This is a genomic window from Micromonospora sp. NBRC 110037, from assembly GCF_001652995.1.
Lineage (GTDB): Bacteria > Actinomycetota > Actinomycetes > Mycobacteriales > Micromonosporaceae > Micromonospora > Micromonospora chalcea.
The window spans coordinates 1,742,113-1,764,136 of sequence record NZ_BBVA01000002.1 but is presented as its reverse complement, the minus strand read 5'-3'; the positions used below and the strand labels follow the sequence as shown (position 1 = coordinate 1,764,136).

Here is a 22,024-nt window from a genome sequence, read left to right as displayed (position 1 = left end):
CGGGGCAGGGTCGTCCGCGGCGCCGGCGGGGCGCCGTGGCGTGGTTCCGGAGGGCCGGCGTCAGCCGGCGGGCCGCCGCAGGTGGTCGGCGCGCAGCACGGTCAGCGCGGTGAGCACGGCGGCGGCCGCCGCCCAGGCGGGCATGGTGGCGGGCCGGAGCAGGGCTTCGGTGACGGCGGCGGCGCGGGCCGCGTCGGCGTCGCCGGTGAACGACGCGGCCGCGACCGCGGTGAGCCAGCCGCCGCCGAGGACGGCGGCGGCCAGCGGCACGCCGACGCGGCTGCCGAGCAGCAGCGTCGCCGCGGTGAACGTCAGGCAGGGCAGCAGCCACAGCGCGGGGTTGCGGCCGACCGCCAGCCCGGCCACCGCGAGCACGGGCGCGACCAGGAGCAGAACCGCGAGGGTACGGCGCAGCAGCAGTTCCAGCCCGGCGCGGGCGGTGCCGGCGACCACCTCCCAGTTCGGGTTGGCGCGTCGGGACCAGGCCACCGCGAGCCCGGCCAGCGGCGCGACCGGCGCGAGCAGCAGCACCGTCGAGGGCTGCTCGGGGTAGTTGCGGTCCAGCAGCACCGCGGCGAGGATCGCCGTGCACGTCATCGCCGCCCAGGCCAGCAGCGACCAGTCGGTCCAGCGCAGCCACCACCGTCGCAGCGGTCGCCGGGGCACCGGTCGCGGCCCGGTGCGGGCCTGTGCCAGGATCGCCTCCCGGGCGTCGCCGAGCAGCGCCCGCAGCGGCGGCGCGGCCAGCTCGCCGAGCCGGTCGCGGCACTCGGCGCAGCCCTCCAGGTGCACCTCGATCGTCCAGGCGGCAGCGTCGTCGGGGCTGCCCGCCGCGTACGCGACCAGTGCCGGCGGGGGAACGTGAGCGGTCATGCCAGTGCCTCCCGTAGCGCGTTGCGGGCACGCCGCGCCCGGCTCTTCACGGTGCCCTCCGGCACCCCCAGCAGGACCGATGTCTCCCGGACGGTCAGTCCGTCCAGGACCATCGCGGCGAGCACCGCCCGCAGTTCCGGGGCCAGCGCGTCCAGCGCGGCTCCTACCTCCGAGCCGAACGACCCGGCGAGCGCCTCGTCCTCGGCGGCCGGCGCGCTGCGTACCGGAAGCACGTCGGTGGGCACCTCCTGCATGCGGGCGCGGCGGCGCAGCGCGTCGACCAGGCGCCGGGCCGCGATGGTCCAGATCCAGCCGGCGGCCGAACCGCCCGGCGCGTCCGATCCACCGGAGCGCCGGATGCCGGAGAACGAGCCGGCGGCCCGCCACACCGTCAGGTACGTGTCCTGGAGGACCTCGGCGACGATGCCGTCGTCCGCGCAGCGCCGCCGCAGCCGGATCGCGAGCCACGGCGACGTACGCCGGTACAGCTCGTCGAACGCGTCGAGGTCGCCGCGTGCGACCCGCCGCAGCAGCCGCTCCTCGTCCTGTTTGCTTCCTCCCACGCCTAGATGGTCGTTCACGGCCCCTCCGACGGATCACGGCGCGGCGTGACCTGGGTCACACCGCGCCGTGGGCGGGTGTCCGTCACTGCGCGGCGGCGAACGGTCCCTTCGGTCCGAACGCCAGCGCGGCGAACCGCTCGCCGATGCGGCGGTCGGCGGCCGGGTCGGGGTGCAGCTCGTCGGGCAGCGGCAGCTCGGCGTAGTCGGCCTCGCCGTACAGCTCCAGCCCGTCGAGGTAGTGCAGGTTCGGGTCCGCGCCGGCCCGGGACGCCACGATCCGGGCCAGCTCGGCGCGGATGACGCGCAGCGTGAGCCGGCCGGATGCCACCTCGGCCGGGTCGCCGGTGGCCCGGAACCGCACCTTCCCGTCGACGAACTCGACAGCGCCCGGGCCGGGCGTGTCCTCCTGGATCGGGCACAGGATCGACGACACGACAAGCAGCGGCGTGTGCGGGTGCCCCTCCCGGATGGTGTCCAGGAAGCCGTGCACGGCCGGGCCGAACGCGCGCAGCCGCATCAGGTCGGCGTTCACCACGTTGATGCCGATCTTGACGCTGATCAGGTCGGCCGGGGTGTCGCGCATCGCGCGGGCGGTGAACGGATCGAGCAGCGCGCTGCCGCTGAACCCCAGGTTGACCAGCTCCACGCCGGCCAGCGTGGCGGCCACCGCCGGCCAGGTGCCGGTGGGGCTCTCCGCGTCCGAGCCGTGGCTGATCGAGCTGCCGTGGTGCAGCCACACCCGGCGGTCACCCGTGTCGACCGGCTCGACCGGCGCATCCGTGCGCAGCGCCACCAGCTCGGTGATCTCCCGCTGCGGCAGCCAGATCACCACCTCCTTGTCGGTGGCGGGCAGGTCGGTGAAGCGCACCGTGCCGACCGGCCCGGGCTCGATGCCGGACGTGCCGGTGGCCAGGTCGATGGTGAGCACCTTGCCGCCACCGGCGGTGGCCTGACCGGCGAGGCGGCCGTCCACGACCAGGTCGTAGCGGCCGTCGGGACGCGGCCCGGTGCCCCGGTAGACCATCTTCATCGGCAGCACGTCCAGCTCGACGGTGGTGGCGCGGGTGCGGAACACCAGCCGTACGCCCGAGGGCATCGCCTCCGCCGTCGTCAGCTGCGGGTCGATGTTCTGCGCCCGGGCCCACGCGGGCAGCCGGTGCGGCAGCACCCCGTCGGCGGTCTGTTCCAGGTCGAGCGCGCCGCGCAGCAGGTCGGAGGTGATCGGAGTGGTGAGGTGCGGGGATGCCATGATCCCGATCCTGCCCCCGGATCCGGGGGACGGGCCACCTGATTTATCCGACAGGCCGGACTCGTGACACTGAGTCAGTCGGTGAGCACGAGATCCACGTACCGGGCGGTCATGGTGGCGAGCACCTGGTCCGGGTCGGTGGCCCACACCTCGGCGTTGAAGATCTCCACCTCGACGTCGCCCGAGTATCCGGCGGCCTCCACCGCGCGGCGCAGCGGCGGGAAGTCGATGTGCCCGTCGCCCATCATGCCGCGCCCCAGCAGCACGTCGGCCGGGAGCGGGGTGAGGAAGTCGCAGATCTGGAAACTCGCGATCCGCGTCCCGGCCCGGGCGATCTGCCGCCACACGTCCGGATCCCACCAGACGTGGAACGTGTCCACCACGACGCCGACCTGCTCGGCCGGGAACGCCTCGGCCACATCGAGGGCCTGCCCGAGCGTGGACAGCACGGCCCGGTCGGCGCAGTACATCGGGTGCAGCGGCTCCAGCGCGAGGCGTACCCCGCGCGCAGCCGCGTACGGGGCCAGCTCGGCCAGCGCGTCGGCGACCCGCTGCCGGGCGCCCGCCAGGTCACGGGAGCCGGGCGGCAGCCCGCCGACGACGAGCACCAGGCAGGCGGCGCGCAGCGCGGCGGCCTCGTCGATCGCGCGCCGGTTGTCCGCCAGGGCCGCGGCCCGTCCAGCGTCGTCGGCGGCGGTGAGGAACCCGCCCCGGCACAGCGACGACACCCGCAGCCCGGCGTCGGTGACGAGCCGCGCCGCGGCCGGTACGCCGATCTCGGCCACCGGCTCGCGCCACAGCCCGATCGCCGGGATGCCGGCGCGCACACAGCCGTCGACCGCCTGCGCCACCGACCAGCGTTGCGTGGTGCGCTGGTTGAGCGACAGCTTCGCCAGCCGCGCATCGGTGGTCATCCGGGCACGCCCGCCACGTCCAGGTACGCGCGCATCCGCCGTGCCGCCAGCTCGGGGTCGAGCAGCAGCCCGGCGGCGTCGGCCAGCCGGAACGCCTCGACCAGGTGCGGGACGCCGCGCCCGCCGTGCAGGCCGCCGACCATGGTGAAGCCGGGCTGTCGGCCGTTGAGCCAGGACAGGAACGCGATGCCGGTCTTGTAGTAGGGCGTCGGCGGGGCGAACAGGTGCCGGGACAGCGGCACCGTCGGGTCGAGGATCGCCCGGAACCCGGCCCTGTCGTCCGCGTCGAGCCGGGCCAGCGCGGCCGACGCGGCCGGGGCGATCGCCGCGAACGCGCCGAGCAGCGCGTGGCTGAACCGTTTCCCGTCGCCCTCGATCAGCTCCGGGTAGTGGTAGTCGTCGCCGGTGTAGACCTTCACCGTCGGCGGCAGCAGTTCCCGCAGCCGCACCTCCCGCCCGGCGTCGAGCAGCGACATCTTCACGCCGTCGACCAGGTCGGCGTGGGCGTGTGCCAGCGCGGCGAACGTGGCGGTGGCCTCGTCCAGGTCGGTCGAGCCCCAGTAGCCGGACAGCGCCGGGTCGAACATGTCGCCGAGCCAGTGCAGCACCACCGGCGCGCCGGCCTCCCGCAGCACCCGCTCGTAGACGCGCAGGTAGTCCTCCGGGCCGGTGGCGAGCGCGGCGAGGTGCCGGCTGGCCATCAGCACCGGCGTGGCGCCGTACCCCTGCACGACCGCGAGCTGCTCGGCGTACGCGGCGACGACCTCGTCGAGCGTGCGCGGGACGCCGGTGAGCTGGTCGGTGCCCACCCCGGCGACGATCCGCCCGCCGCAGGAGGCGGCCTCGGCGGCGCTGCGCCGGATCAGCTCGCGGCTGGCCGTCCAGTCCAGCCCCATCCCGCGCTGCGCGGTGTCCATCGCCTCGGCCACACCGAGCCCCCAGGACCACAGGTCGCGCCGCACCGCGAGCGTCGCGTCCCAGTCCAGGCCCGCCGGGCGGCCGGGGGAGTTGTCGGCGTACGGGTCGGCGACGACGTGCGCGGCCGCGTACGCGATCCGGCTGGCCGGCGGCGCGGACGGCCGCTGCCAGGCGGGCGGTTCCCGTAGCGTCAGCCGCTCGGAGCCGCCGTCCGGCGCCGGCAGCATGATGCGCGTGCTCACCGGGGGATCTCCTCGATCTGCACCCGCCGCCCCTCCCGGGCCGAGCGCAGCCCGGCCTCGGCCAGTTGCACGCCGCGCGCGCCGGCCAGGAAGTCCCACGGGAACGGCTCGTCGTCGACGACGTGCCGCAGGAACGCCTCCCACTGCACCTTGAACGCGTTGTCGTGCTCGCCGTTGTCCGGCACTGTCTGCCACTGCGCGCGGAACGGCTCGGTGACCGGCAGGTCCGGGTTCCACACCGGCATCGGGGTGGTGCCCCGGTGCTGGATACGGCAGTCGCGCAGCCCGGCGACAGCGCTGCCGTGCGTGCCGTCGACCTGGAACTCGACCAGCTCGTCCCGGTGCACGCGCACCGCCCAGGAGGAGTTGATCTGCGCGACGATGCCGCCGGCGAGTTCGAAGATGCCGTACGCGGCGTCGTCGGCCGTGGCGCGGTAGTGGCCGCCGTTCTCGTCGACGCGCTCGGGGATGTGCGTGGCGGTGACGGCGGTGACGGCGGTGACCGGGGCGATGATCTGCTCCAGCACGTAGTGCCAGTGCGGGAACATGTCCAGCGTGATGCCGCCGCCGTCCTCGGCGCGGTAGTTCCAGCTCGGACGCTGCGCGGCCTGCCAGTCGCCTTCGAACACCCAGTAGCCGAACTCGCCGCGCACCGACAGGATCCGGCCGAAGAAGCCGCCGTCGACCAGCCGCTTGAGCTTGCGCAGGCCGGGCAGGAACAGCTTGTCCTGTACGACGCCGTTGCGGACGCCCCTGGCGGCGGCGAGCCGGGCCAGTTCCAGCGAGGCGAGGAAGTCCTCGGCGAGCGGCTTCTCGGTGTAGACGTGCCTGCCGGCCTCGATCGCCGCCCGGATCGCCTTCTCCCGCGCGGCGGTCACCTGGGCGTCGAAGTAGATCTGGTGGGCGTCGTCGGCGAGCGCCGCGTCCAGGTCGGTCGTGTACGCCGACAGCCCGTGCCGCTCGGCGATCTCGGCCAGGCGGCCCGCGTCGCGGCCCACGAGCGTCAGCTCGGGCCAGATCCGGCTGCCGTCGCGCGCGGGCACGCCGCCCTGGTCGCGGATGGCCAGCAGGGACCGGACGAGGTGCTGCCGGTAGCCCATCCGCCCGGTGACGCCGTTGAGGATGATCCCGACGGGTGTGCGCTCCACTGTGCCCCTCCCAGCGGTGAATGCGCTTTCAGTAAGCGCTTTCAGGGTGTTACCGTAGCCACGCCGGAACACCGGGTCAAGACGTTCCGCAGGGAGACTCATCGATGCCGCACGTGACGCTGGAAGACGTGGCCAGAGCGGCCGACGTCTCACTGGCCACCGCCTCCCGGGCGCTCAACGGGCGGCGGGTCACCCCGCACCTGCACGACCGCGTCCTGGCCGCCGCCGCGCGGCTCGCGTACACCCCGAACGCCCACGCCCGCGCGCTGGCCGGCGCGTCGCACCGCAGCGTCGGCGTGATCTGCCACGACGTCACCGACCCCTACTTCGCCGCCGTCGCCGGTGGCGTCATGCGGGTCGCCGCCGACAACGACCTGCTGGTCATGCTCGCCAGCACGTTCCGCGACCCGGAACGCGAGATCGCGTACGTGTCGATGCTGCGCGCCGAACGCGCCCCGGCCATCCTGCTCATCGGCTCCGGCTTCGAGGACCCGCGCTGGGATCGCGCGCTGGCCGCCGAGCTGACGCCCTACCTCGACGGCGGCGGCCGGGTCGCCGTGGTCAGCCGGCACCGCAACCTGAAGGTCGACAGCGTCCTGCCGGAGAACCGGGCCGGGGCCGCCGCGCTGGCCCGCGCGCTGCTCGGCCTCGGGCACCGCCGTTTCGCCGTGCTCTCCGGCCCGTCCGAGCTCACCACCGTCGCCGACCGGTTCGGCGGGTTCCGCGACGAGCTGGCCGCCGCTGGCGTGACGCTGTCCCCGGCGGCGGTGGCCGAGGCGGAGTTCACCCGCGACGGCGGCTACCAGGCGATGACCGAGCTGCTCGGCCGTGGCCTCGACGCCACCTGCGTGTTCGCGCTCACCGACGTGATGGCCGTCGGCGCGTACGCGGCGCTGCGCGACCACGGGCTGTCCGTGCCCGGCGACATCTCGGTGGCGGGCTTCGACGACATCCCGATCGTCCGCGACCTCACCCCACCGCTGACCACAGTGGCGCTGCCGCTGCGCCAGCTCGGCGAGAAGGCGATGGAGCTGGCGCTCACCGAGAACCCGGGCCGCCGCCGGCGGATCACCCGCCTGCCCGCAGAGGTGGTGCTGCGGGCCAGCACCGCGCCGGCCCGCGCCTGAACCCGGCCGGTAGGGTGCCGTCATGATCGAGGATGCCCCGTGCCGCTGACGAACCCCTGGCTGACCGGGCCGGCGCCGACGAGGAAGCTGGACCGGGACCGCCTCGCCGAACGCATCCTCAACCTGCTGTCGTCGCAGAACATGTGCGTGCTCGCCACAGTCGGTCCGGACGGCCCGCTGGCCACGCCGGTGCGCTACTACCCGCTGGGCTTCACGCTGATGTTCACCGCCGCGCCGCGCTCGCCGAAGATGCGCAACATCGCCGCCGACCCGCGCGTGTCGGTCGGCGTCTTCGCGCCGCTGGTCGGGCTGGCCAGCAGCCGCGGCGCGCAGGTGTTCGGCACCGCCCGGGTGCTCGGGCCGGAGCATCCGGACCGGGCCCACCACTGGGCCGCGTTCCGCTGGGAGAGCGAACACGCCGAGCGCGGCCGGTCGCTGTCCGAGCCGCCCGAGGACCCGCTCGTCGTGATCGAGGCCGACCGGATCGTCTACACCGAACACTGGCTGCGCCGCGAGGGCTACGCCCCACGTCAGCACTGGCACCGCTGACGCCGCCCGCCGGACCGGTCCCGCTACGGACCGACGGGGGAGCGGGTGGCGCGCAGCAGATTGCCGGCCAGCCGCAGGTCCGCGCCCTCGACCCGGGCCAGCACGTCGATCCGCTCCACCGTGACGTGTGACCACAGCGGCTCCGGGAGCGCCGCGCGCAGGGCGTCGGCGTCCAGACCCCAGCCCTGGCCCGCCTCCGGCGACACCGCCAGCACGAACACCACCCCGCCGGGCGCGGTCAGGCGCGGCAGCAGCGCCAGGTAGTCGCGTACGGCGGCGCCCCGCCGGTCCAGCGAGTGCAGCAGCCCGGAGTCGAACACCGAGTCGTACGGCACCGGCGGCACCGGGATCGCCGTGGCGTCGCACACCTCGAAACGCGCCGGCAGTCCCGCCTGGGCGGCCCGGGCCCGCGCCTGATTGATCGCCACCGCCGAGATGTCGACACCCGTCACGTCGAGACCGCGGCGGGCAAGCGCGAGCGCCAACTCGCCGGTGCCGCAGCCGACGTCGAGCACGCGCGGCCCGCGTACCCCGGTGTCGAGGACCGCGGCGAGCGCCGGCTGCGGACCGCCGATCTCCCACGGCGGCCGTTCGGTGTCCCGGTAGAGGTGGTCGTAGTGGACGTCGTCCGGCTCGTCGGTCATCGCGTACCCCCTCGGTCGGCGCGGCCACCCCCGAGCGTGTCACGCCCGGCGGCCGTCCGTGCCCCGCCGCGGGTCAGAACCGCAGGCGGCGCAGGTAGCGGTAGCCGACCTCAGCGGTCCGTTGCGGCGTCACGTCCGGCGTGTCGTTCTCCACGATGTACTCCAGCACCTGGTGCCCACGGAAGATCCGGGCGAAGTCGATCATCCCGGTGCCCAGGTCGGCCATGTCGCCGGTGGCCGGGTCGCGGTCCTTGACGTGGTACTGCAACACGCGCTGCGGCGCGGAGCGGATCACGTCGAGCGTGAAGCCCTCCGGGTCGTCGACGCCCTCGCCGGAGGTGATGCCGCCGGTGACGGCCCAGTAGATGTCGATCTCCAGGTGCACCAGGCGCGGGTCGAGTTCCTCGGTCAGCACGTCCCACGGCCGCCGGCCGTTGCCGAAGTCGATGGTGAACTCGTGCGCGTGGTTGTGGTAGCCGTACCGCAGGCCCGCCCTGCGCGCGGCGGCGGCCTCGACGTTCATCTGCTCCGCCCAGCGCTTCCAGTCGTCCTCGCGGTCGGAGTTCAGGTACGGCACCACCATGAACCGCTGGCCCAGCGTCCGAGCGTTCGCGATCTTCTGCTCCAGCGCGCCGGCGTCGGCGGCGATGCCGTCGTGGCTGGAGCTGGCCTTGACGCCGATGCCGTCCAGGAAGCGGCGCAGCTCCCGCGCGGTACGGCCGAAGTAGCCGAGCGCCAGCTCGACCCGGGGGTAGCCGATGCGGGCCAGGTGCGCCAGCGTCGCGTCGTAGCCGGGGGAGCCGTTGAGCGCGTCGCGGACCGTCCAGAGCTGGAGGCTGATCAACTCCTTCGGCACCGGACGCCGGCCGTGGTGGTGTCCGCCGGCCTGGGCGGCCGTCGCGCCGAGCCCGGTGGCGAGCCCGATCCCGGCGAGCGCCGCCAGGGAGCCGCGCAGCAGGCCACGCCGGTCAAGTGACTGTTGCAGCGCGGCGTGTCCGTCATGTCCGTAGCACATGGTCGCACTCCTTCGTCGCCTGCGCGCTGACGCTACAAAAGCTATGTCGATATGTCTATGGCTTCTGGTGCTCTGAATCGAACTTTCGGTCGATGCTGCAGAAAGTGGGGGGCTGCGTGTCGCCGGTGCCGCGTGGCAGGCTCGGGGAGTGGCCGCATACGACGTCGCCCTCGTCCTGCTCGTCGACCGGACCGGCGCGATCCTCATGCAGCACCGCGACGGCAACGCGCCGGTGTCTCCGTACCAGTGGAGCCTGCCCGGCGGCAGCATCGAACCCGGCGAGACACCGGAGCAGGCCGCCCGGCGCGAGCTACTGGAGGAGACCGGGCTGACCGCCGGGGAGCTGCACCTGCTGTGGAGCGGTCCCCGCCCGCACGAGGACGGCTTTGCGCACACCGTCACCGTGTACGTCTTCCGCGGCACCACCGACGCGCGCCAGGAGGACGTGGTGCTCGGTGAGGGACAGGCGATGCTCTTCGTGCCCCGCGACGAGGTGCTCGACCGCGACCTGGCGGTGAGCGCGGCGAAGGTGCTGCCGCTGCACCTCGCGGAGACGGCCTAGCCCTCGGTCAGCGCCCCGGCGAACACACCGGCGAACCGGGGGAGCAGCTCGTCGTCCGGCAGATGGTGCGGGTTGATCTCGGTGACCGACAACCCGGCGAACTTCGGGCTCGCCACCAGCTCCGCCAGCGTTGCCGCCGCCTCGTCCAGGCTCAGCCCGGACGGCTCCGGCACGTCCGCCAGCGGCGCGTCCACGAAACGCAGCACGTCCACGTCGAAGTGCACCACGAACCCGTCGGCCGCGGCCTCGGCCACCGATCGGGCCCGGCGCGCCGCCGGCCGCGCGTCGGCGTGCACCTCGTCGGCGGGCACGTACGCCAGCCCCAGTTCCGCCACCAGATCCCGCTCGTGGTCACCCCGGGGCAGCGAGTCGCCGTACACCACCACGCGCTCCGGCGACAGCAGCGGCACCACCGGTCCGACGCCCGCCACCTCGGGCAGCGTCCCCGGCAGACCGAGCATGTGCGCCAGCCCCATCGCGTCCAGGTTGCCGTTGGCGCGGGTCACCGGCGTGTACAGGTCCGGGCCGCCGTCCACGTACACCAGCGCGGGCGACAGCCCGGCCCGCGCGCACCCGGCGACCAGGCCGACCGTCACTGTGCAGTCGCCGCCGAGCACCAGCGGCACGCGGCGGCGGCCCAGCGCGCCCGCGACCCGGTCGGCCACCGCCGACGCGACGGCGGCCACCGCGCCCGCGTTCTGCCCCCTCGGGTACGCCGGATCGGGCCGCCACCGGAAGCCCGGCACGTCACCGCAGTCCTCGACGTCCGCCCCGTCGCGCAGCAGGTCGAGCAGGCCGGCGGCGCGCAGGGCGGCCGGGGCGCGCTCGACACCCGGGGTGTGCGCGCCGGCGCTCGACGGCGCGCCGACGACCGTCCACTGACGATGATCCATCACTTCACCCTAACCGCGTGTTTCAGCGCAGCACGAGCAGATCGAGGGCGTCGACGACCGGGCCGTCGACCGTCCTTGCTGCCTCGCGTAGCCGCTGGATGCCGGCGGCGTACTCCGCATCGGTGATGAGCTGAAGCGGCGTGTGCGCCTCCCGGCGCAGGCCGGCCGCCGCCTCCCGCAGCGAGGGTGCGGTGACCTGCGGGACCGCCTCGACCGCCGCGGTGGCGAAGCCGGCGGCGGCGAAGGCGGCCCCGACGTCGGCGATGCTCGGGTACGTGTCCAGCACGCGGACCGCCTCCGGGAAGTAGTCGAACAGCGTGATCGCCTCGTGCCTACCGGCGAACGCGGACCGGATGAGCACCGGGGCGCCGGGACGCAGCACCCGGCGCAGCTCGCGTGCCGTCGCGGCCAGGTCGGGCACGTGGTGGATAACCGTGGACAGCCAGGCGCCGTCGACACTGCCGCCGGCCAGAGGGAGGTGCCCGGCGTCGCCTGCGACGAGTGGCGCGAACACACAGCGGGCGCGCATCGCCGCCGACGGCTCGACGGCGACCACCTCGACGCCGGGAAACCAGTCGGTGAACGCGCGTGCCCAGCTACCCGTCCCGGCACCCAGGTCGAGCAGTCGCATCCCGGAGCGCGGGGTGAGATGCCGGGCGACGGCGGCCCGCCAGGCCGTGAGACCGTCGTCGGTGAGGTGCCGGGTCGCGGCGAACGCCTCGGCGTCAGCGTCGTGGTACGCAATGCGGGCCATACTCGACAGCCAACTCCCCGGCGGGCCGCCGAGGCAAGACACTGTGGCGGATCGGGCTCGGCTTCGGAGAGGGGCAGGGGTGCGATATCGGATCCACTTCGAGGCCGAGCTGCCGGCGGACGCCCTCCGCCGGTTCCTGCTGACGGAGTACGGCGTCGCGCCGGAGAGCGTGTACGTCGGGCGGGTCGAGGACCGCGCCGTGGACGATCCGCGCCCGGTGGCGATGCTGACGCCGCCCGACGCGGACGAGGGATTCGGCTGGATCCTCACCGGCGACACCGAACTGGCCGCCGCCACCGACCACGGCGAGCGTGATCTCGCGGTCACCCTCGCCCGCGAGTTCGGCGTACGGGCGCTCGTCGACGACGGCGGTATCCACCCCGACCGGTGGGTGCTGGTGAGCACCGACGGCAGCAGCGGCCGGGTGCTGACCGACGAGGATGCCGCCGCCGACGGGGACCTGCGGATCGTGCACGCGCTCGAACCGATCAGCGGGGAGCCGCAGCTCGCCGTCGTACCGCCGCCGGACTGGGGCCCGCGACCGGTGACCCGGCCGTGCCCCGAACCGGCAATTCCCAGGGAATTATGAACCGCCGAGCCGCTCGTAGATCGTCTCGAGGCCGCGTTCCACGCGGATCAGCGAGCCGAGCCATGCACGGGTCTCGGCGTCCGTCGAGTACAGGATCGTGCCGCGCATGCCTCGCGTCATCAGCACCTTGTAGGTGTTACGGATCAGGCGGTCCGCCTCCGCGTCACTGAGCGACTTGCGGCTACGGAAAGCCGGATCCTTCGACTCCGCCCGCTGGGTGACGAGCCGTCCGCCCCGGGCGACCAGGTCGGGTCCGAGGATGACACCGGACCACTCGTACTCGAAGCCCTGTGCGGTGTACACGCAACCGACCTGGCCGAAACCGTGCGAGTCGGTGGCCCAGAACGCGCTGCCCGGCGCGTCGCCGACGCTGCGGTCGCTCTTGACGTTCCAGGGACGCGCCCAACCACCGATCCGTACGTCGGCCACCAGCGAGTCGTCCGGCCGTGGATCGCTCCACGGCCAGCAGTAGCCGGCCGACATGCGCGCCGTCTCCCCGGCTTCCTGCTTCGCGGCCAGGAAAGCCTCCATCTCCTCCGGCGAATCCGCCAGCCGCAGGTCGAAGCGTCCGTCTCCGGCCCACACCGACGGCTTGCCGCCGTCGAGGCCGAGCAGGTCGACGACCCACTCCTCGTACGCCTCACTGCCGCCGCACCGGAACTGGTCGTGCAGTGACACCACCTCGATGTCCAGATCGAGCTGTTTCGCGTACGTGGAGATGACGTCGACGTTCCCCAGCTCGCCCGGCTTGACCACCTGGTGCTCGTCGAGCAGGAAGACCGGTACCCGGGCCGCGGCGATGAGTTCATCGATCTGCGGCCGGGCACGGTCCCGCTTCGCCTTCGGCGTGAACCGGTTGACCGACGTCTCCCTGATCCGGTGCGCCTCGTCGCAGATCAGCACGTCGAGGCCGTTCCGCTCGGCGGTCATGAAGCTGTTGAAGTAACCGAACAGGTTCTTCAACCGGGTGGAGCCCTTGCCCGCGTAACGCCGCAGCGTCTGGGTAAACGAGCGGGAGCCCGTGGCGTGCATGACCGAGCGCTGCTGCCGGGCGAGCTCACCGAGCACCGAGAGTGCGATGACGCTCTTGCCGCTGCCGGGCCCGCCGGCCACCACCACTACCGACTTGCGGTCGGCGCTGCGCGCACGTTCCACGGCGTGCAGCACCAGCTCGTACGCCAGGCGCTGCTCGTCGAGCAGGGTGAAGTGGGACCGGTCCTTCAGCTCGGCGGCGGCGTAGGACAACAGGCGCTTGCTGGGGCGTACCGAGCTGGTGAGGAAGCGATCCGCGGCGGCCGCGCCGGAGCCGGGGGCCAGGTGGCTGCGCAGGTAGTCGAGGAACCGGCCGCGGCGCTGCTTGGTGAAGATCCGGCTCTGCTCCGTCGCTCGCCGGGCGAAGAGGTCGTCGATGTCGCGGTCGACGGCGTTGTGCAGGTAGGCGGCCCCGACGATCGGGTTGTGCGAATGAGCGAGCACCCCGAGGAAGTCCGCGAGGTATCCGCAGTAGTCCTCGACCTGCACGCCTGGATGCAGCCGAGGGGTGGCGGCGTGCTCGACCAGGACCAGGCTCTCGGACCCCTCGTACGACTCGACCCGCGACCACTGCTTCAACTCCACCACGACGTAGGAGTCCTCGGCCGTCCTCGGATGTGTCCCGGCGAGGACGACGTCGATCCGCTTGCTGGTCAGCGGGAGCTGGTACTCCACCAGCATCTCGACCTGGCCCAGACCCGCGTCGGCGAGATCCTGGGCTAGCACCGGCAGGCTCCGCTCCCAGGACCGCCGTTCGGAGGCGCTCACGTTGTGCCCGATGTGCTCCGCGATCCGGTCGGCGAGGGCGCCACCGGCCGCGTAGCGCAGCAGTCCGTCGGCGGAGGTGCGAAAGGCTGACACGACTTGCCCCCGGGCAGCACGAAATGATCGTGCGCATGGGGGGCGTGTCCGGCGACGACCGGAAGCCCGTCGTTACGCGCTTGTACGGGTGGACTGTAGCGGAGAGATCATCCGCATGGCACGCCCTGCTACCGCTTGGCCGCGGAGCCTCTGACATCCTCGGCGGGATAGCGGACGGCGACCTCGGTCAACTTGGCGAGGGCGGCCTGCGTCAGGTCGATGTCGAGGACGTCCGCCAGCCTCGTCAGGTAGATCATGACGTCGCCGATCTCCGCTCGCACGCGTGCGCCCGCCTCGCGGTCGTCCATCACCGTGGCGGCCTGCTCCGGGGTCAGCCACTGGAACTCGGCGACCAGTTCCCCGACCTCGCCGGCCAGTGCCATCGCGAGGTTTTTCGGCGTGTGGAACTGCTGCCAGTCTCGTTCCTCCGCGAACGCCCGAACGCGGGCCGTCAAGTCCTCCATCCCCGCAGTCTGACACCGCTCTCGGTAGCCCGAGAACGGGCTTCGCCCCACTACCTGCGGCGGCGAGCGCCCGGATCTCCGCGGCTTCCCCCGTGGCGGTGCCGGCGTCGGCGAAGGGGAGGATGTCGTGGTTGGTGGCGTGGCGGACACCGATCATCGTCGATCGAGGGTCGGCGGCGCGAGCGTGCGCCACGTAGGGTGGGCTTCGGACGTCTCCCCGTAACCGGAGTGCATCTTGAGCCTCAAGTACTACCTCTACCTGTCGCATCTCAAGATCGGGCTCCTTGCGGCACAGGTCGCCTCCTCCGCGCAGCACGAGACCGAGCTCGCCGTGGACCTGAAGATCGTCCGCTACAGCCGCAAGGCGGTCCTGCCCGAGCGCCACGACCTCGACAAGCTGGAGAAGGTCATCCGGCACCTGCAGGACGCCGACCAGATCGGCGCCGCGGACGAGGAACGCCCCTACGTCCAGGCCTGCCTGGAGATGCGCTGGCAGGTCTTCCCCACCGCCGGCATCGTGGTCTTCGCGGGGATGCTCGACGACCAGGTCATCGTCCTCGGCGGGTCGGCGTCGCACGTGGTCGGTGGAGGTGACGCCGAACCGGTCGGATCGGTCCCGCCGTACCTGTTCCGCAAGCTCCAGGAATTGCGAGCCGACCCGGGCGAGTTCGACGACGAGCGCTTCCACGAGTCGCTGGCGCAGATCGGGGCCGCGCTCCCCGGGCCGGCGCAACGGGTCGAGTTCGTCGCGAAGCGACTGGCCGAGAAGCCAGGCCCGGACGGCACGCTGCTGGGTAGCCCGATCTACGTGGCGCTCGTCGACTAGGGCCTCGGCGTGGACGCGGGGCAGGTCATCCGGTGGCGGCCGGGGGAGACCGTCCTCGACACGTTCCGCATCGAGGAGGTCGTCGAGACCGGCGGCACCGGGTTCGTGTACCGCGCCCATCACCTCGCCTGGGGCGTCGACCTCGCGGTGAAGACGCCGCGCCCCGACCTTGCAGCGGCGCCCGGGATCCTCGATCTGCTCGCGCAGGAGGCGCAGGCCTGGACCGATCTCGATCCCCATCCGAACGTGGTCGGCTGCAACTACGTGCAGCGCGTCGGCGCGTACCCGGTGATCTTCGCCGAATGGGTCGCGGGCGGTGACCTGACCGCGGCGGTCCGGGACGGGCAGTGCCGCGACCTCCCGCGGGCCCTGGACGTCGCGATCCAGATGCTGCGCGGCATCGGCCACGCGCACGCGGCAGGCCTGGTGCATCAGGACATCAAGCCCTCAAACGTCATGTACGACGGCGAGACGGCGAGGGTGACCGACTTCGGCACGGCCAAGGCGAAGGCGTCCGTCTCCGCGCCCCCGCAGGGTGGCGACGAGATTTCGTACGCGACGCTCGGCGGCTTCACACCGCAGTACTGCTCGCCGGAACAGGTCGATCCGGAGGGCCGGATCGGCCGGGCCAGCGACATGTGGTCCTGGGCGCTGACGGTGATCGAGCTGCTGCACGGGCGCCGGCTCTGGAAGTGGGGACACGACGGTGCGGATGCGCTGGCGTCGCTACGCGGTGATCTCCCGCGGCCGCTGCGCGACCTCCTGTCCGGCTGCCTGGTGCGCGACCCCCGGTCGAGGATCGGCGACATCGCCGAGGCGGAGGCCGTCCTGCTCAGCGTCTACGCGGACTGCGCATCTGGTCCCTACCCGCGCCCCGACGAGGTGTCGCCGTCTCTCCAGGCCGACGGCTTGTCCAACAAGGCGCTGTCCCTGTGGGACCTCGGCGACCAACGCCGCGCGATCGAGATGTTCGAGCGGGCCAAGGCGATCGACCCGCACAACGTCCGCGCGGTCTACAACCACGGGCTCCTCAAATGGGCCGACGGCCTGGTCACCGACGAGATCCTCCTGTCGGAACTGCGCGCCACGGGCGACTCCTGGGAGGCGGACTACCTGGCCGCGATGGTGCACATGGAACGCGGTGACGGCGTCCTCGCGGCCCGGCACCTGGCTGAGGCGGACCGCAAGCATCCGGGATCGCCGGAGATCGCGGCCGCGCGGGAGCGCTGTGCCCGACTGGAGCCGAGGGGCACGCTCGAGGTGTTCGGGCAGCTGTCCGGCCAGGTCGTCGCGATGGCCTGCGATCACGACGCGAAACACGTGGTGGTGGCCGAGAGGTCAGGGCGGGTGCGGGTCTGGGACGCCTTCGCGGGCCGGGTGGTCGCGGAACTCGCCGCCTCCGGCCCGGCTCCCGTCGACGTCGCGATCGACCACGCCGGAGCGCGGATCCTCGTCTGCTACCAGGACTCCCGCGTCGAACGGTGGCTGCTCGCCGGCGGCACGGCCTACCTCGAAGGCCGGCTGGACGGAGGAACAGCCGTGGCGCTCAGCCCCGAGGGTGGCTTCGCGGCTGTGGGTACGGGCGACGGCCGCGTCCTCGTCTTCCGCACCGACGCGTGGAAGCCGGTCGCCGGCATCCGCCCCCACGACGGCACTGTCACCCGGGTGATCCTCGGCCCGGACGCCGAGGTCTGCGTCTCCGCCTCACTGGGTCGTCCCGGCTCCGCCGTCGACCACCGTGTGGAGCAGTGGTGGCCCCTGCGGGACACGAGGATGCGGGGCCTGCACATACCCACCGACGAGATGGACGGCGACGGCCAGAAGGTCGCCCTGGCGCCGGACGGGTCGACCGTCCTGAGAACCGGCTACCAGTCCCTGACAGTGGTGGACATGCGGGTCTGGGACGAACCGCGACGGTGGGAGATCCCCTGGCTGACCGGATACCGCATGCTCGGCGTCTCCGGCCGGGCCGGCTGGGCTCTGCTCGACCCCGGGACCGGAGACCTTCAGGTCCTCGAACTCGCCATCCGCCGATGCGTCCGCACCTTCCCGAAGGACTGGGCGCGGGGCTCACGCCGCGACGCGACGGCGTTCAGCGGGGACTGCGGCTACGCCGTCATCGCCGAATCGCACGGCTACAGTGGCCAGACCTCGCTCTCCCGACTTCCCATGCCACTCAGCGGACACCTCGCTCCGCGGTCGTACGCGCCGCCCCGCCCGGTCGGTGCCCTCGCGCGCGACGAGCGGGCGTTCGACCAGGTCATGGAACGCGTCGAGGCGATGATCGCGGCCGGAGAGGATCGGCGCGCAGCGGACGCGATCCGCGAGGCGCGTGCCGTTCCCGGCCACGAACGTCATCCGCGGCTACGCCGGGCCTCCAGGGCCCTGGGCCGGAACCTGCGGCGCACCGGATTGACCGGCATCTGGCTGGAGCAGGAGCTGTCCGATGTCATGCTCACCCGTGGCACCTTCGACATCGGCGCCTCCGGCCGGTTGTTCGCCTTCCCGGCCAATGTCGACGAGGTCGAGATCTTCGACCTGGAGACGCTGGAGAAGGCAGGCGCGGTCACCAAGCGGCGGAACCCCGCCACCAGCCTGTCCTTCGCCAGGGGCGGCCGGGACATGATCATCAGCTACTCCGACGGATCGGTCGCCTGCCACGACACCAGGACCTTCGAGCCCCGGTTCAAGGTCGCCGGCGCCCTGCCTCGCGACGACGGGAACACCACGCTCGACATCACGGGCGACCTGTTGGCGGTCGGCTTCGGCCACGGGTTGGCGACGGTGTGGTCGCTGGAGGCGGCTGCCTGCGTCGCGACGGTCCGCACCGGACCCGGCACGATCGTCGGCGTCACGGCCGACGAGGCGTCCCGCTCGATCGCCGTGCAGCTGCGAACCCACGACACGGCCGCCGTGGAGGTCCGGTCGATGGACACCGGAAAGCCCGTGAAGACCTTTGCGGACGTCGACCCGCACACGGAGATCCGGTTCGCCTCCGGGATGCTGCTGCTGGCCGGGATGACCCGCCTGACCGCGTGGCGACCGGGTGACAGGCGCCCGTCGTACCAGCTCGACCGGGTCAAGCACAGCTCGTCGGCGGCGTTGGCCTTCACGGACTCCCGTCGGCTCGCCGTCATCGCCGGGCTGACCGGCTTCGTCGTCTGGGACGCCACGAGCGGAGAGTTGGTGTTCGACGGGAGGGCTCTCGACGACCCGGCTGGACGCCTCTCCGGGGTCGAGGAGGTGGTGGTGTCGCCCGACGGGAGGTTCGCGGTCGCCGGAGACCCGGGAGAGCAAACCGTTGACGTCTGGGACCTGCGCGCCGGACGCCGGATCCGCTCACTGCACGGTCACCACGCCCAGGTCACAGCGATACGCGTCGACGCCGCGTTCGGCACCGTCGTCACCGGCGACCACCAGGGCAATGTCCGCATCTGGGGCCTCGATTGGGACTACGGAGAGTGATCCGATGAGGGGACGGCGCCAGCGCGATGAACTGCGAGCCGCGTTCCTGGCCAACCGCGAGCGCGTCAGAACCTGGCTCGACGCCTGGGAGATTCCCGAAGTCGTGTGGACCGACGAGTTCAACGAGATCCCTCTGCCCTGGGTCGTGCGGGAGCAGGACAGGGAGAGCTGGCTCAAGCGCCACGCACCCTTCCTGGACGCGTACGACTGGTTGTTCGTCGGACGGCCGCTGACCCCGGGGGTCCGCGAGGTGCGGGCACTGTGGCACTTCGGGCCGGCACACCGGTTCGCGGAACTCGACCTGACGATCACCAGCGTCTGCGACCCCGAGTACCTGGCGGAGAAGCTGACCCTGGCGGTTCACCACGCCGGCTTGAAGGGCTGGCGTGACACGGACGCGCAGCCGCTCTATCAATGGCTTGTCGAGGGTGTGCACACGATGCCCCTCGGCAACGGCGTGCGGGGCAGCAACCGTTCGGGGTTCGTCCTGTTGCGTTTCACCCGCTTCCCGACCTCCGACGGCGACGTGATCGTGCGTTTGACCGCCGCGGAGACCGATCGCGCCCTGGACGGCTCACCTCTCGACGACGATGGTGTGTCGGTTCCTGGCGGGTAGATCAGGTGACCAGGCCGGTGCGGTACGCGTACACCACCGCCTGCACCCGGTCCCGCAGATCCAGCTTCGTCAGGATCCGTGACACGTACGTCTTCACCGTCTCCTGACTGATCACCAACCTTGCCGCGATCTCGCTGTTCGACAGCCCGTCGGCGATCAGCCGCAGCACCTCCAGCTCACGCGGCGTCAGCCCCACGTCCGCAGGTGCGCCCTCGGCCGGGCGGATCCGCGCCGCGTACCGGCCGACGAGCTGCCGCGTCACCTCGGGCGCCAGCAGCGCGGCGCCGGAGGCGACGGTGCGGATGCCGTGCAGCAGCTGCGCCGGCGGGGCGTCCTTGAGCAGGAACCCGCTCGCGCCGGCGCGCAGCGCCTCGTAGACGTACTCGTCGAGGTTGAACGTCGTCACCACCAGCACCTTGACCGGGTGGGCGACGCCCGCGCCGGCCAGCAGGCGGGTGGCCTTGATGCCGTCGAGCACCGGCATGCGTACGTCCATCACCACCACGTCGGGCCGCAGGCGGCCGGCGAGGTCGACCGCGGCGTGGCCGTCGCCGCACTCGCCCACCGCCGTCATGTCCGGCTGCGCGTCGATGATGGTGGTGAATCCGGTACGGATCAGCGCCTGGTCGTCGCAGACCAGCACCCGGATCGGCGCGGTCACGACGCGCTCCCGGTGGGGATGCGCGCCCGGACGACGAAGCCGTCGCCCGCCCGGCGTCCCGCGTCGAACTCGCCGCCGAGCAACGAGACGCGCTCGCGCAGCCCGGCCAGGCCGCGTCCGCTTCCGCCCGGACCCGCGGCGCGCGGGCCCGGGCCGTCCGTGCTGATCTCCACCGTGATCTCCCGGTCTCCATGGTGTACGTGGACAGCGGTGGGGCGGCCGTGCGCGTGTTTGAGGGCGTTCGTCAGCGCCTCCTGCACCACCCGGTACGCGGCCATCTCCGCGCCGCCGGTCACCTCCGCCGGGGTGCCCTGCTGCGTGAACTCCACCGGTTGCCCGGCCTGCCGGGTCTGCTCCACCAGGGTGTCCAGCTCGCCGACCGATGGTGCGCGTGGCTCCGTACCGTGGTCGGGGTTGAGCACGTCGAGCAGCAGCCGCAGGTCGCCGATGGCACGGCGGCCGGTGTCGGTGATGGCGGTCAGTGTGGTGTCGAGGCGGTCGGGCGCGGCGGTCAGGTAGCGGGCCGCCTCGGCCTGCACCACCATCGCCGTCACGTGGTGGGTGACCACGTCGTGGAGTTCACCGGCGATGCGGGCGCGTTCGGCGGCGCGGGCGGTGTCGGCGACGTGCCGGCGGCGTTCGGTCTCGGCGGCGCGGTCCTGCCGCAGCCACGCCCCGGTGCCCCAGGCGAGCGCCAGCAGCAGGTAGAACGTGGTGAACCCGACCACGCCCTCGGTCGACCCCTGCCGATCCAGCACGACCGCCAGACCGATGTACGCGAGGGAGCCGGCGAGCACCGTCGTACGGCGGCCTCGGTCCAGGTTGGCGCCCGCGCTCACCAGCGCGACGGCGAGCGCGGCGCCCGCGAAGGTGTGGTACGCGCGCACCTGGTCGAGCGCGAAGCCGAGTGACACCAGGGCGAGGGACAGCGCCGGGCGGCTGCGGCGCAGCGCCAGCGGAAGGCACTCCAGGGCGATCACCACGACTGTCAGCGCGTCGAACGGCCGGGCGGGCAGATCGCCGAGCTGCGTACCGATGCCGCGCAGCGGCGGGGTCACTGCTGCGAGCGCGATCACCAGCGCCAGCGGGAGATCCCGGACCGTGACGGGCCAGCGCCGCCACGAGTCCTGGAGCATCCGTCGGGTGATCATCAGGAGACCGTAACGCTCTCCGCCGGGGCCTCGGCCGCGCGGCGGCGCCGCGTCACGATGTGACCACGGCGGTGCGCCAGCCAGAGGAAGACCACTGTCAGCGCCACCCCGGCAGCCACCGTGTAGAGGCTGCCCTCCGGCCCGAAGTCGCCGCCGCTGAGCAGCGTCGAACCCGACGTGGTGGCGTCCAGCAGCCCTTCCGATTCGCCGTTGCCGGAGACGACGACGCCGAAGACGCCGCCGGCGGCGAAGTTCCAGCCGAAGTGCAGGCCGATGGGTACCCACAGGTTGCGGGTCGCGGCATAGCAGGCCGCCAGCATGAACCCGGCCTCGATCGCGATGGCGGTGGCACCCCACAGGCTGGCGTCCGGGTTCAGCAGGTGCATCAGGCCGAACAGTACGCCGGTCAGCAGCAGCGAGAGCCACGTACCGAGCCGCTCCTCGACCAGGCGGAACAGCAGCCCGCGGAACATCAGCTCCTCGGTCACCGCCGCGGCGGCCATGAACCCGACCATGCCCACCGCGCCGGACACCGAGCCGATGTCGTGTACGTGGTAGCCGCCCATGAGGGCGATGTTGCCGATGACCGCCGCGAACATGGCGAACCCGATCAGCACCCCGCGGTTGAGCCGGGCGGCCGCGCCGTTCCGGGCCAGCTCGGTGACCTCGCGCCGTTCGGTACGACGCACCACCCACCCGTACACGATGATCGCGGCCGCGGCGGTCGCGGCGCCGAGGATCAGGCTGAGCCCGGCGTTGTCCTGTGCCGCGACGACCGCCAGGCTGCCGACGACACTGACCGCGACGACGGCCAGGAACTGCTTCACCACACGCATGACGTTTCCTTCGGAAGGTCCGCGGCCGGAGCGCCGCGGTTCACCTGGAACGCTATGGATTCGCAGGCCGGG

The 22,024-nt window shown here is 72.7% G+C and carries 22 protein-coding genes; 7 read left to right on the top strand and 15 right to left on the bottom strand.

The window, feature by feature from the left end; all coding sequences use genetic code 11:
- Positions 1-60 precede the first annotated feature (60 nt).
- The 6 genes from A4R25_RS07080 to A4R25_RS07055 all read right to left on the bottom strand — a co-directional run bounded on the left by A4R25_RS07080 (position 61) and on the right by A4R25_RS07055 (position 5,907).
- Positions 61-873, bottom strand: a complete 813-nt coding sequence (locus A4R25_RS07080; RefSeq protein ID WP_064446052.1) for a hypothetical protein — start codon at positions 871-873, stop codon at positions 61-63.
- Complete coding sequence (locus tag A4R25_RS07075; RefSeq protein ID WP_157538988.1) at positions 870-1,454, bottom strand: RNA polymerase sigma factor; 585 nt, start codon at positions 1,452-1,454, stop codon at positions 870-872. The genes A4R25_RS07080 and A4R25_RS07075 overlap by 4 nt, the downstream gene beginning before the upstream one ends.
- 64 nt (positions 1,455-1,518) lie before the next feature.
- Positions 1,519-2,685 carry an SGNH/GDSL hydrolase family protein gene (locus A4R25_RS07070; protein WP_064446050.1) on the bottom strand — a complete coding sequence of 389 codons (1,167 nt, stop codon included), beginning with the start codon at positions 2,683-2,685 and terminating at the stop codon, positions 1,519-1,521.
- A gap of 74 nt (positions 2,686-2,759) precedes the next feature.
- Positions 2,760-3,599, bottom strand: a complete 840-nt coding sequence (locus A4R25_RS07065; protein ID WP_064446049.1) for a sugar phosphate isomerase/epimerase — start codon at positions 3,597-3,599, stop codon at positions 2,760-2,762.
- Positions 3,596-4,759 (bottom strand): dihydrodipicolinate synthase family protein, encoded by a 1,164-nt coding sequence (locus tag A4R25_RS07060; RefSeq protein ID WP_064446048.1) that lies wholly within the window; start codon positions 4,757-4,759, stop codon positions 3,596-3,598. The genes A4R25_RS07065 and A4R25_RS07060 overlap by 4 nt, the downstream gene beginning before the upstream one ends.
- Positions 4,756-5,907 (bottom strand): Gfo/Idh/MocA family protein, encoded by a 1,152-nt coding sequence (locus A4R25_RS07055; RefSeq protein WP_064446047.1) that lies wholly within the window; start codon positions 5,905-5,907, stop codon positions 4,756-4,758. The genes A4R25_RS07060 and A4R25_RS07055 overlap by 4 nt, the downstream gene beginning before the upstream one ends.
- Before the next feature lie 104 nt (positions 5,908-6,011).
- On the opposite strand from A4R25_RS07055, the gene A4R25_RS07050 reads away from it, so the two are divergent.
- Both A4R25_RS07050 and A4R25_RS07045 read left to right on the top strand, forming a co-directional pair.
- Entirely contained in the window at positions 6,012-7,034 is a 1,023-nt protein-coding gene (locus tag A4R25_RS07050; RefSeq protein WP_064446046.1) for a LacI family DNA-binding transcriptional regulator, read from the top strand.
- 39 nt (positions 7,035-7,073) lie between these two features.
- Entirely contained in the window at positions 7,074-7,583 is a 510-nt protein-coding gene (locus A4R25_RS07045; RefSeq protein ID WP_064446045.1) for a pyridoxamine 5'-phosphate oxidase family protein, read from the top strand.
- A 23-nt stretch (positions 7,584-7,606) separates the two neighbouring features.
- On the opposite strand, the gene A4R25_RS07040 is transcribed toward A4R25_RS07045, so the two are convergent.
- A complete protein-coding gene (locus A4R25_RS07040) occupies positions 7,607-8,227 on the bottom strand; it encodes a bifunctional 2-polyprenyl-6-hydroxyphenol methylase/3-demethylubiquinol 3-O-methyltransferase UbiG (protein ID WP_064446044.1) in 621 nt (206 codons plus the stop codon).
- Positions 8,228-8,300: 73 nt separating this feature from the next.
- Positions 8,301-9,242, bottom strand: a complete 942-nt coding sequence (locus A4R25_RS07035; RefSeq protein ID WP_064446043.1) for a sugar phosphate isomerase/epimerase — start codon at positions 9,240-9,242, stop codon at positions 8,301-8,303.
- Between the two features lie 148 nt (positions 9,243-9,390).
- Between A4R25_RS07035 and A4R25_RS07030 the strand changes: the two genes are divergently transcribed.
- Positions 9,391-9,804 carry an NUDIX domain-containing protein gene (locus A4R25_RS07030; protein ID WP_064446042.1) on the top strand — a complete coding sequence of 138 codons (414 nt, stop codon included), beginning with the start codon at positions 9,391-9,393 and terminating at the stop codon, positions 9,802-9,804.
- Here the strand turns inward: A4R25_RS07030 and A4R25_RS07025 are convergent.
- Positions 9,801-10,697, bottom strand: coding sequence for an arginase family protein (locus A4R25_RS07025; protein ID WP_064446041.1), 897 nt, complete (start codon positions 10,695-10,697; stop codon positions 9,801-9,803). The genes A4R25_RS07030 and A4R25_RS07025 overlap by 4 nt on opposite strands.
- A 22-nt stretch (positions 10,698-10,719) precedes the next feature.
- Positions 10,720-11,451, bottom strand: a complete 732-nt coding sequence (locus A4R25_RS07020) for a class I SAM-dependent methyltransferase (protein ID WP_064446040.1) — start codon at positions 11,449-11,451, stop codon at positions 10,720-10,722.
- A 79-nt stretch (positions 11,452-11,530) separates the two neighbouring features.
- Between A4R25_RS07020 and A4R25_RS07015 the strand changes: the two genes are divergently transcribed.
- Positions 11,531-12,040 (top strand): hypothetical protein, encoded by a 510-nt coding sequence (locus tag A4R25_RS07015; protein ID WP_231915445.1) that lies wholly within the window; start codon positions 11,531-11,533, stop codon positions 12,038-12,040.
- Here the strand turns inward: A4R25_RS07015 and A4R25_RS07010 are convergent.
- Together A4R25_RS07010 and A4R25_RS07005 are read right to left on the bottom strand one after the other, a co-directional pair.
- A complete protein-coding gene (locus A4R25_RS07010) occupies positions 12,035-13,933 on the bottom strand; it encodes a DUF2075 domain-containing protein (RefSeq protein ID WP_064446039.1) in 1,899 nt (632 codons plus the stop codon). The two genes, A4R25_RS07015 and A4R25_RS07010, sit on opposite strands and share 6 nt — an antisense overlap.
- A 128-nt stretch (positions 13,934-14,061) precedes the next feature.
- Positions 14,062-14,397 carry a nucleotide pyrophosphohydrolase gene (locus tag A4R25_RS07005; RefSeq protein ID WP_064446038.1) on the bottom strand — a complete coding sequence of 112 codons (336 nt, stop codon included), beginning with the start codon at positions 14,395-14,397 and terminating at the stop codon, positions 14,062-14,064.
- A 235-nt stretch (positions 14,398-14,632) separates the two neighbouring features.
- On the opposite strand from A4R25_RS07005, the gene A4R25_RS07000 reads away from it, so the two are divergent.
- Genes A4R25_RS07000 through A4R25_RS06990 form a run of 3 tightly spaced genes read left to right on the top strand, consistent with a single transcriptional unit; the run spans position 14,633 to position 19,304 of the window.
- On the top strand, positions 14,633-15,223 hold the full coding sequence (locus A4R25_RS07000; protein WP_064446037.1) for an SAVMC3_10250 family protein: 591 nt from the start codon (positions 14,633-14,635) through the stop codon (positions 15,221-15,223).
- Positions 15,224-15,232: 9 nt separating this feature from the next.
- Positions 15,233-18,688 (top strand): serine/threonine-protein kinase, encoded by a 3,456-nt coding sequence (locus tag A4R25_RS06995; RefSeq protein WP_064446036.1) that lies wholly within the window; start codon positions 15,233-15,235, stop codon positions 18,686-18,688.
- Between the two features lie 4 nt (positions 18,689-18,692).
- Positions 18,693-19,304 (top strand): hypothetical protein, encoded by a 612-nt coding sequence (locus A4R25_RS06990; protein WP_064446035.1) that lies wholly within the window; start codon positions 18,693-18,695, stop codon positions 19,302-19,304.
- A gap of 1 nt (position 19,305) precedes the next feature.
- On the opposite strand, the gene A4R25_RS06985 is transcribed toward A4R25_RS06990, so the two are convergent.
- Genes A4R25_RS06985 through A4R25_RS06975 form a run of 3 tightly spaced genes read right to left on the bottom strand, consistent with a single transcriptional unit; the run spans position 19,306 to position 21,952 of the window.
- Positions 19,306-19,965 (bottom strand): response regulator transcription factor, encoded by a 660-nt coding sequence (locus A4R25_RS06985; RefSeq protein WP_064446034.1) that lies wholly within the window; start codon positions 19,963-19,965, stop codon positions 19,306-19,308.
- A complete protein-coding gene (locus A4R25_RS06980; protein ID WP_064446033.1) occupies positions 19,962-21,116 on the bottom strand; it encodes a sensor histidine kinase in 1,155 nt (384 codons plus the stop codon). Before A4R25_RS06980 ends, A4R25_RS06985 begins: the two co-directional genes overlap by 4 nt.
- Positions 21,116-21,952: a CPBP family intramembrane glutamic endopeptidase gene (locus tag A4R25_RS06975; RefSeq protein ID WP_064446032.1), complete on the bottom strand. Its 837-nt coding sequence runs from the start codon at positions 21,950-21,952 to the stop codon at positions 21,116-21,118. Before A4R25_RS06975 ends, A4R25_RS06980 begins: the two co-directional genes overlap by 1 nt.
- Positions 21,953-22,024: the final 72 nt, after the last annotated feature.

Excerpts from the sequence above, each read along its gene's own strand:
- A4R25_RS07080 (WP_064446052.1), bottom strand. The coding sequence starts at position 873 with ATGACCGCTCACGTTCCCCCGCCGGCACTGGTCGCGTACGCGGCGGGC.
- A4R25_RS07070 (WP_064446050.1), bottom strand. The coding sequence starts at position 2,685 with ATGGCATCCCCGCACCTCACCACTCCGATCACCTCCGACCTGCTGCGC.
- A4R25_RS07065 (WP_064446049.1), bottom strand. The coding sequence starts at position 3,599 with ATGACCACCGATGCGCGGCTGGCGAAGCTGTCGCTCAACCAGCGCACC.
- A4R25_RS07050 (WP_064446046.1), top strand. The coding sequence starts at position 6,012 with ATGCCGCACGTGACGCTGGAAGACGTGGCCAGAGCGGCCGACGTCTCA.
- A4R25_RS07040 (WP_064446044.1), bottom strand. The coding sequence starts at position 8,227 with ATGACCGACGAGCCGGACGACGTCCACTACGACCACCTCTACCGGGAC.
- A4R25_RS07035 (WP_064446043.1), bottom strand. The coding sequence starts at position 9,242 with ATGTGCTACGGACATGACGGACACGCCGCGCTGCAACAGTCACTTGAC.
- A4R25_RS07025 (WP_064446041.1), bottom strand. The coding sequence starts at position 10,697 with ATGGATCATCGTCAGTGGACGGTCGTCGGCGCGCCGTCGAGCGCCGGC.
- A4R25_RS07020 (WP_064446040.1), bottom strand. The coding sequence starts at position 11,451 with ATGGCCCGCATTGCGTACCACGACGCTGACGCCGAGGCGTTCGCCGCG.
- A4R25_RS07005 (WP_064446038.1), bottom strand. The coding sequence starts at position 14,397 with ATGGAGGACTTGACGGCCCGCGTTCGGGCGTTCGCGGAGGAACGAGAC.
- A4R25_RS06990 (WP_064446035.1), top strand. The coding sequence starts at position 18,693 with ATGAGGGGACGGCGCCAGCGCGATGAACTGCGAGCCGCGTTCCTGGCC.
- A4R25_RS06980 (WP_064446033.1), bottom strand. The coding sequence starts at position 21,116 with ATGATCACCCGACGGATGCTCCAGGACTCGTGGCGGCGCTGGCCCGTC.
- A4R25_RS06975 (WP_064446032.1), bottom strand. The coding sequence starts at position 21,952 with ATGCGTGTGGTGAAGCAGTTCCTGGCCGTCGTCGCGGTCAGTGTCGTC.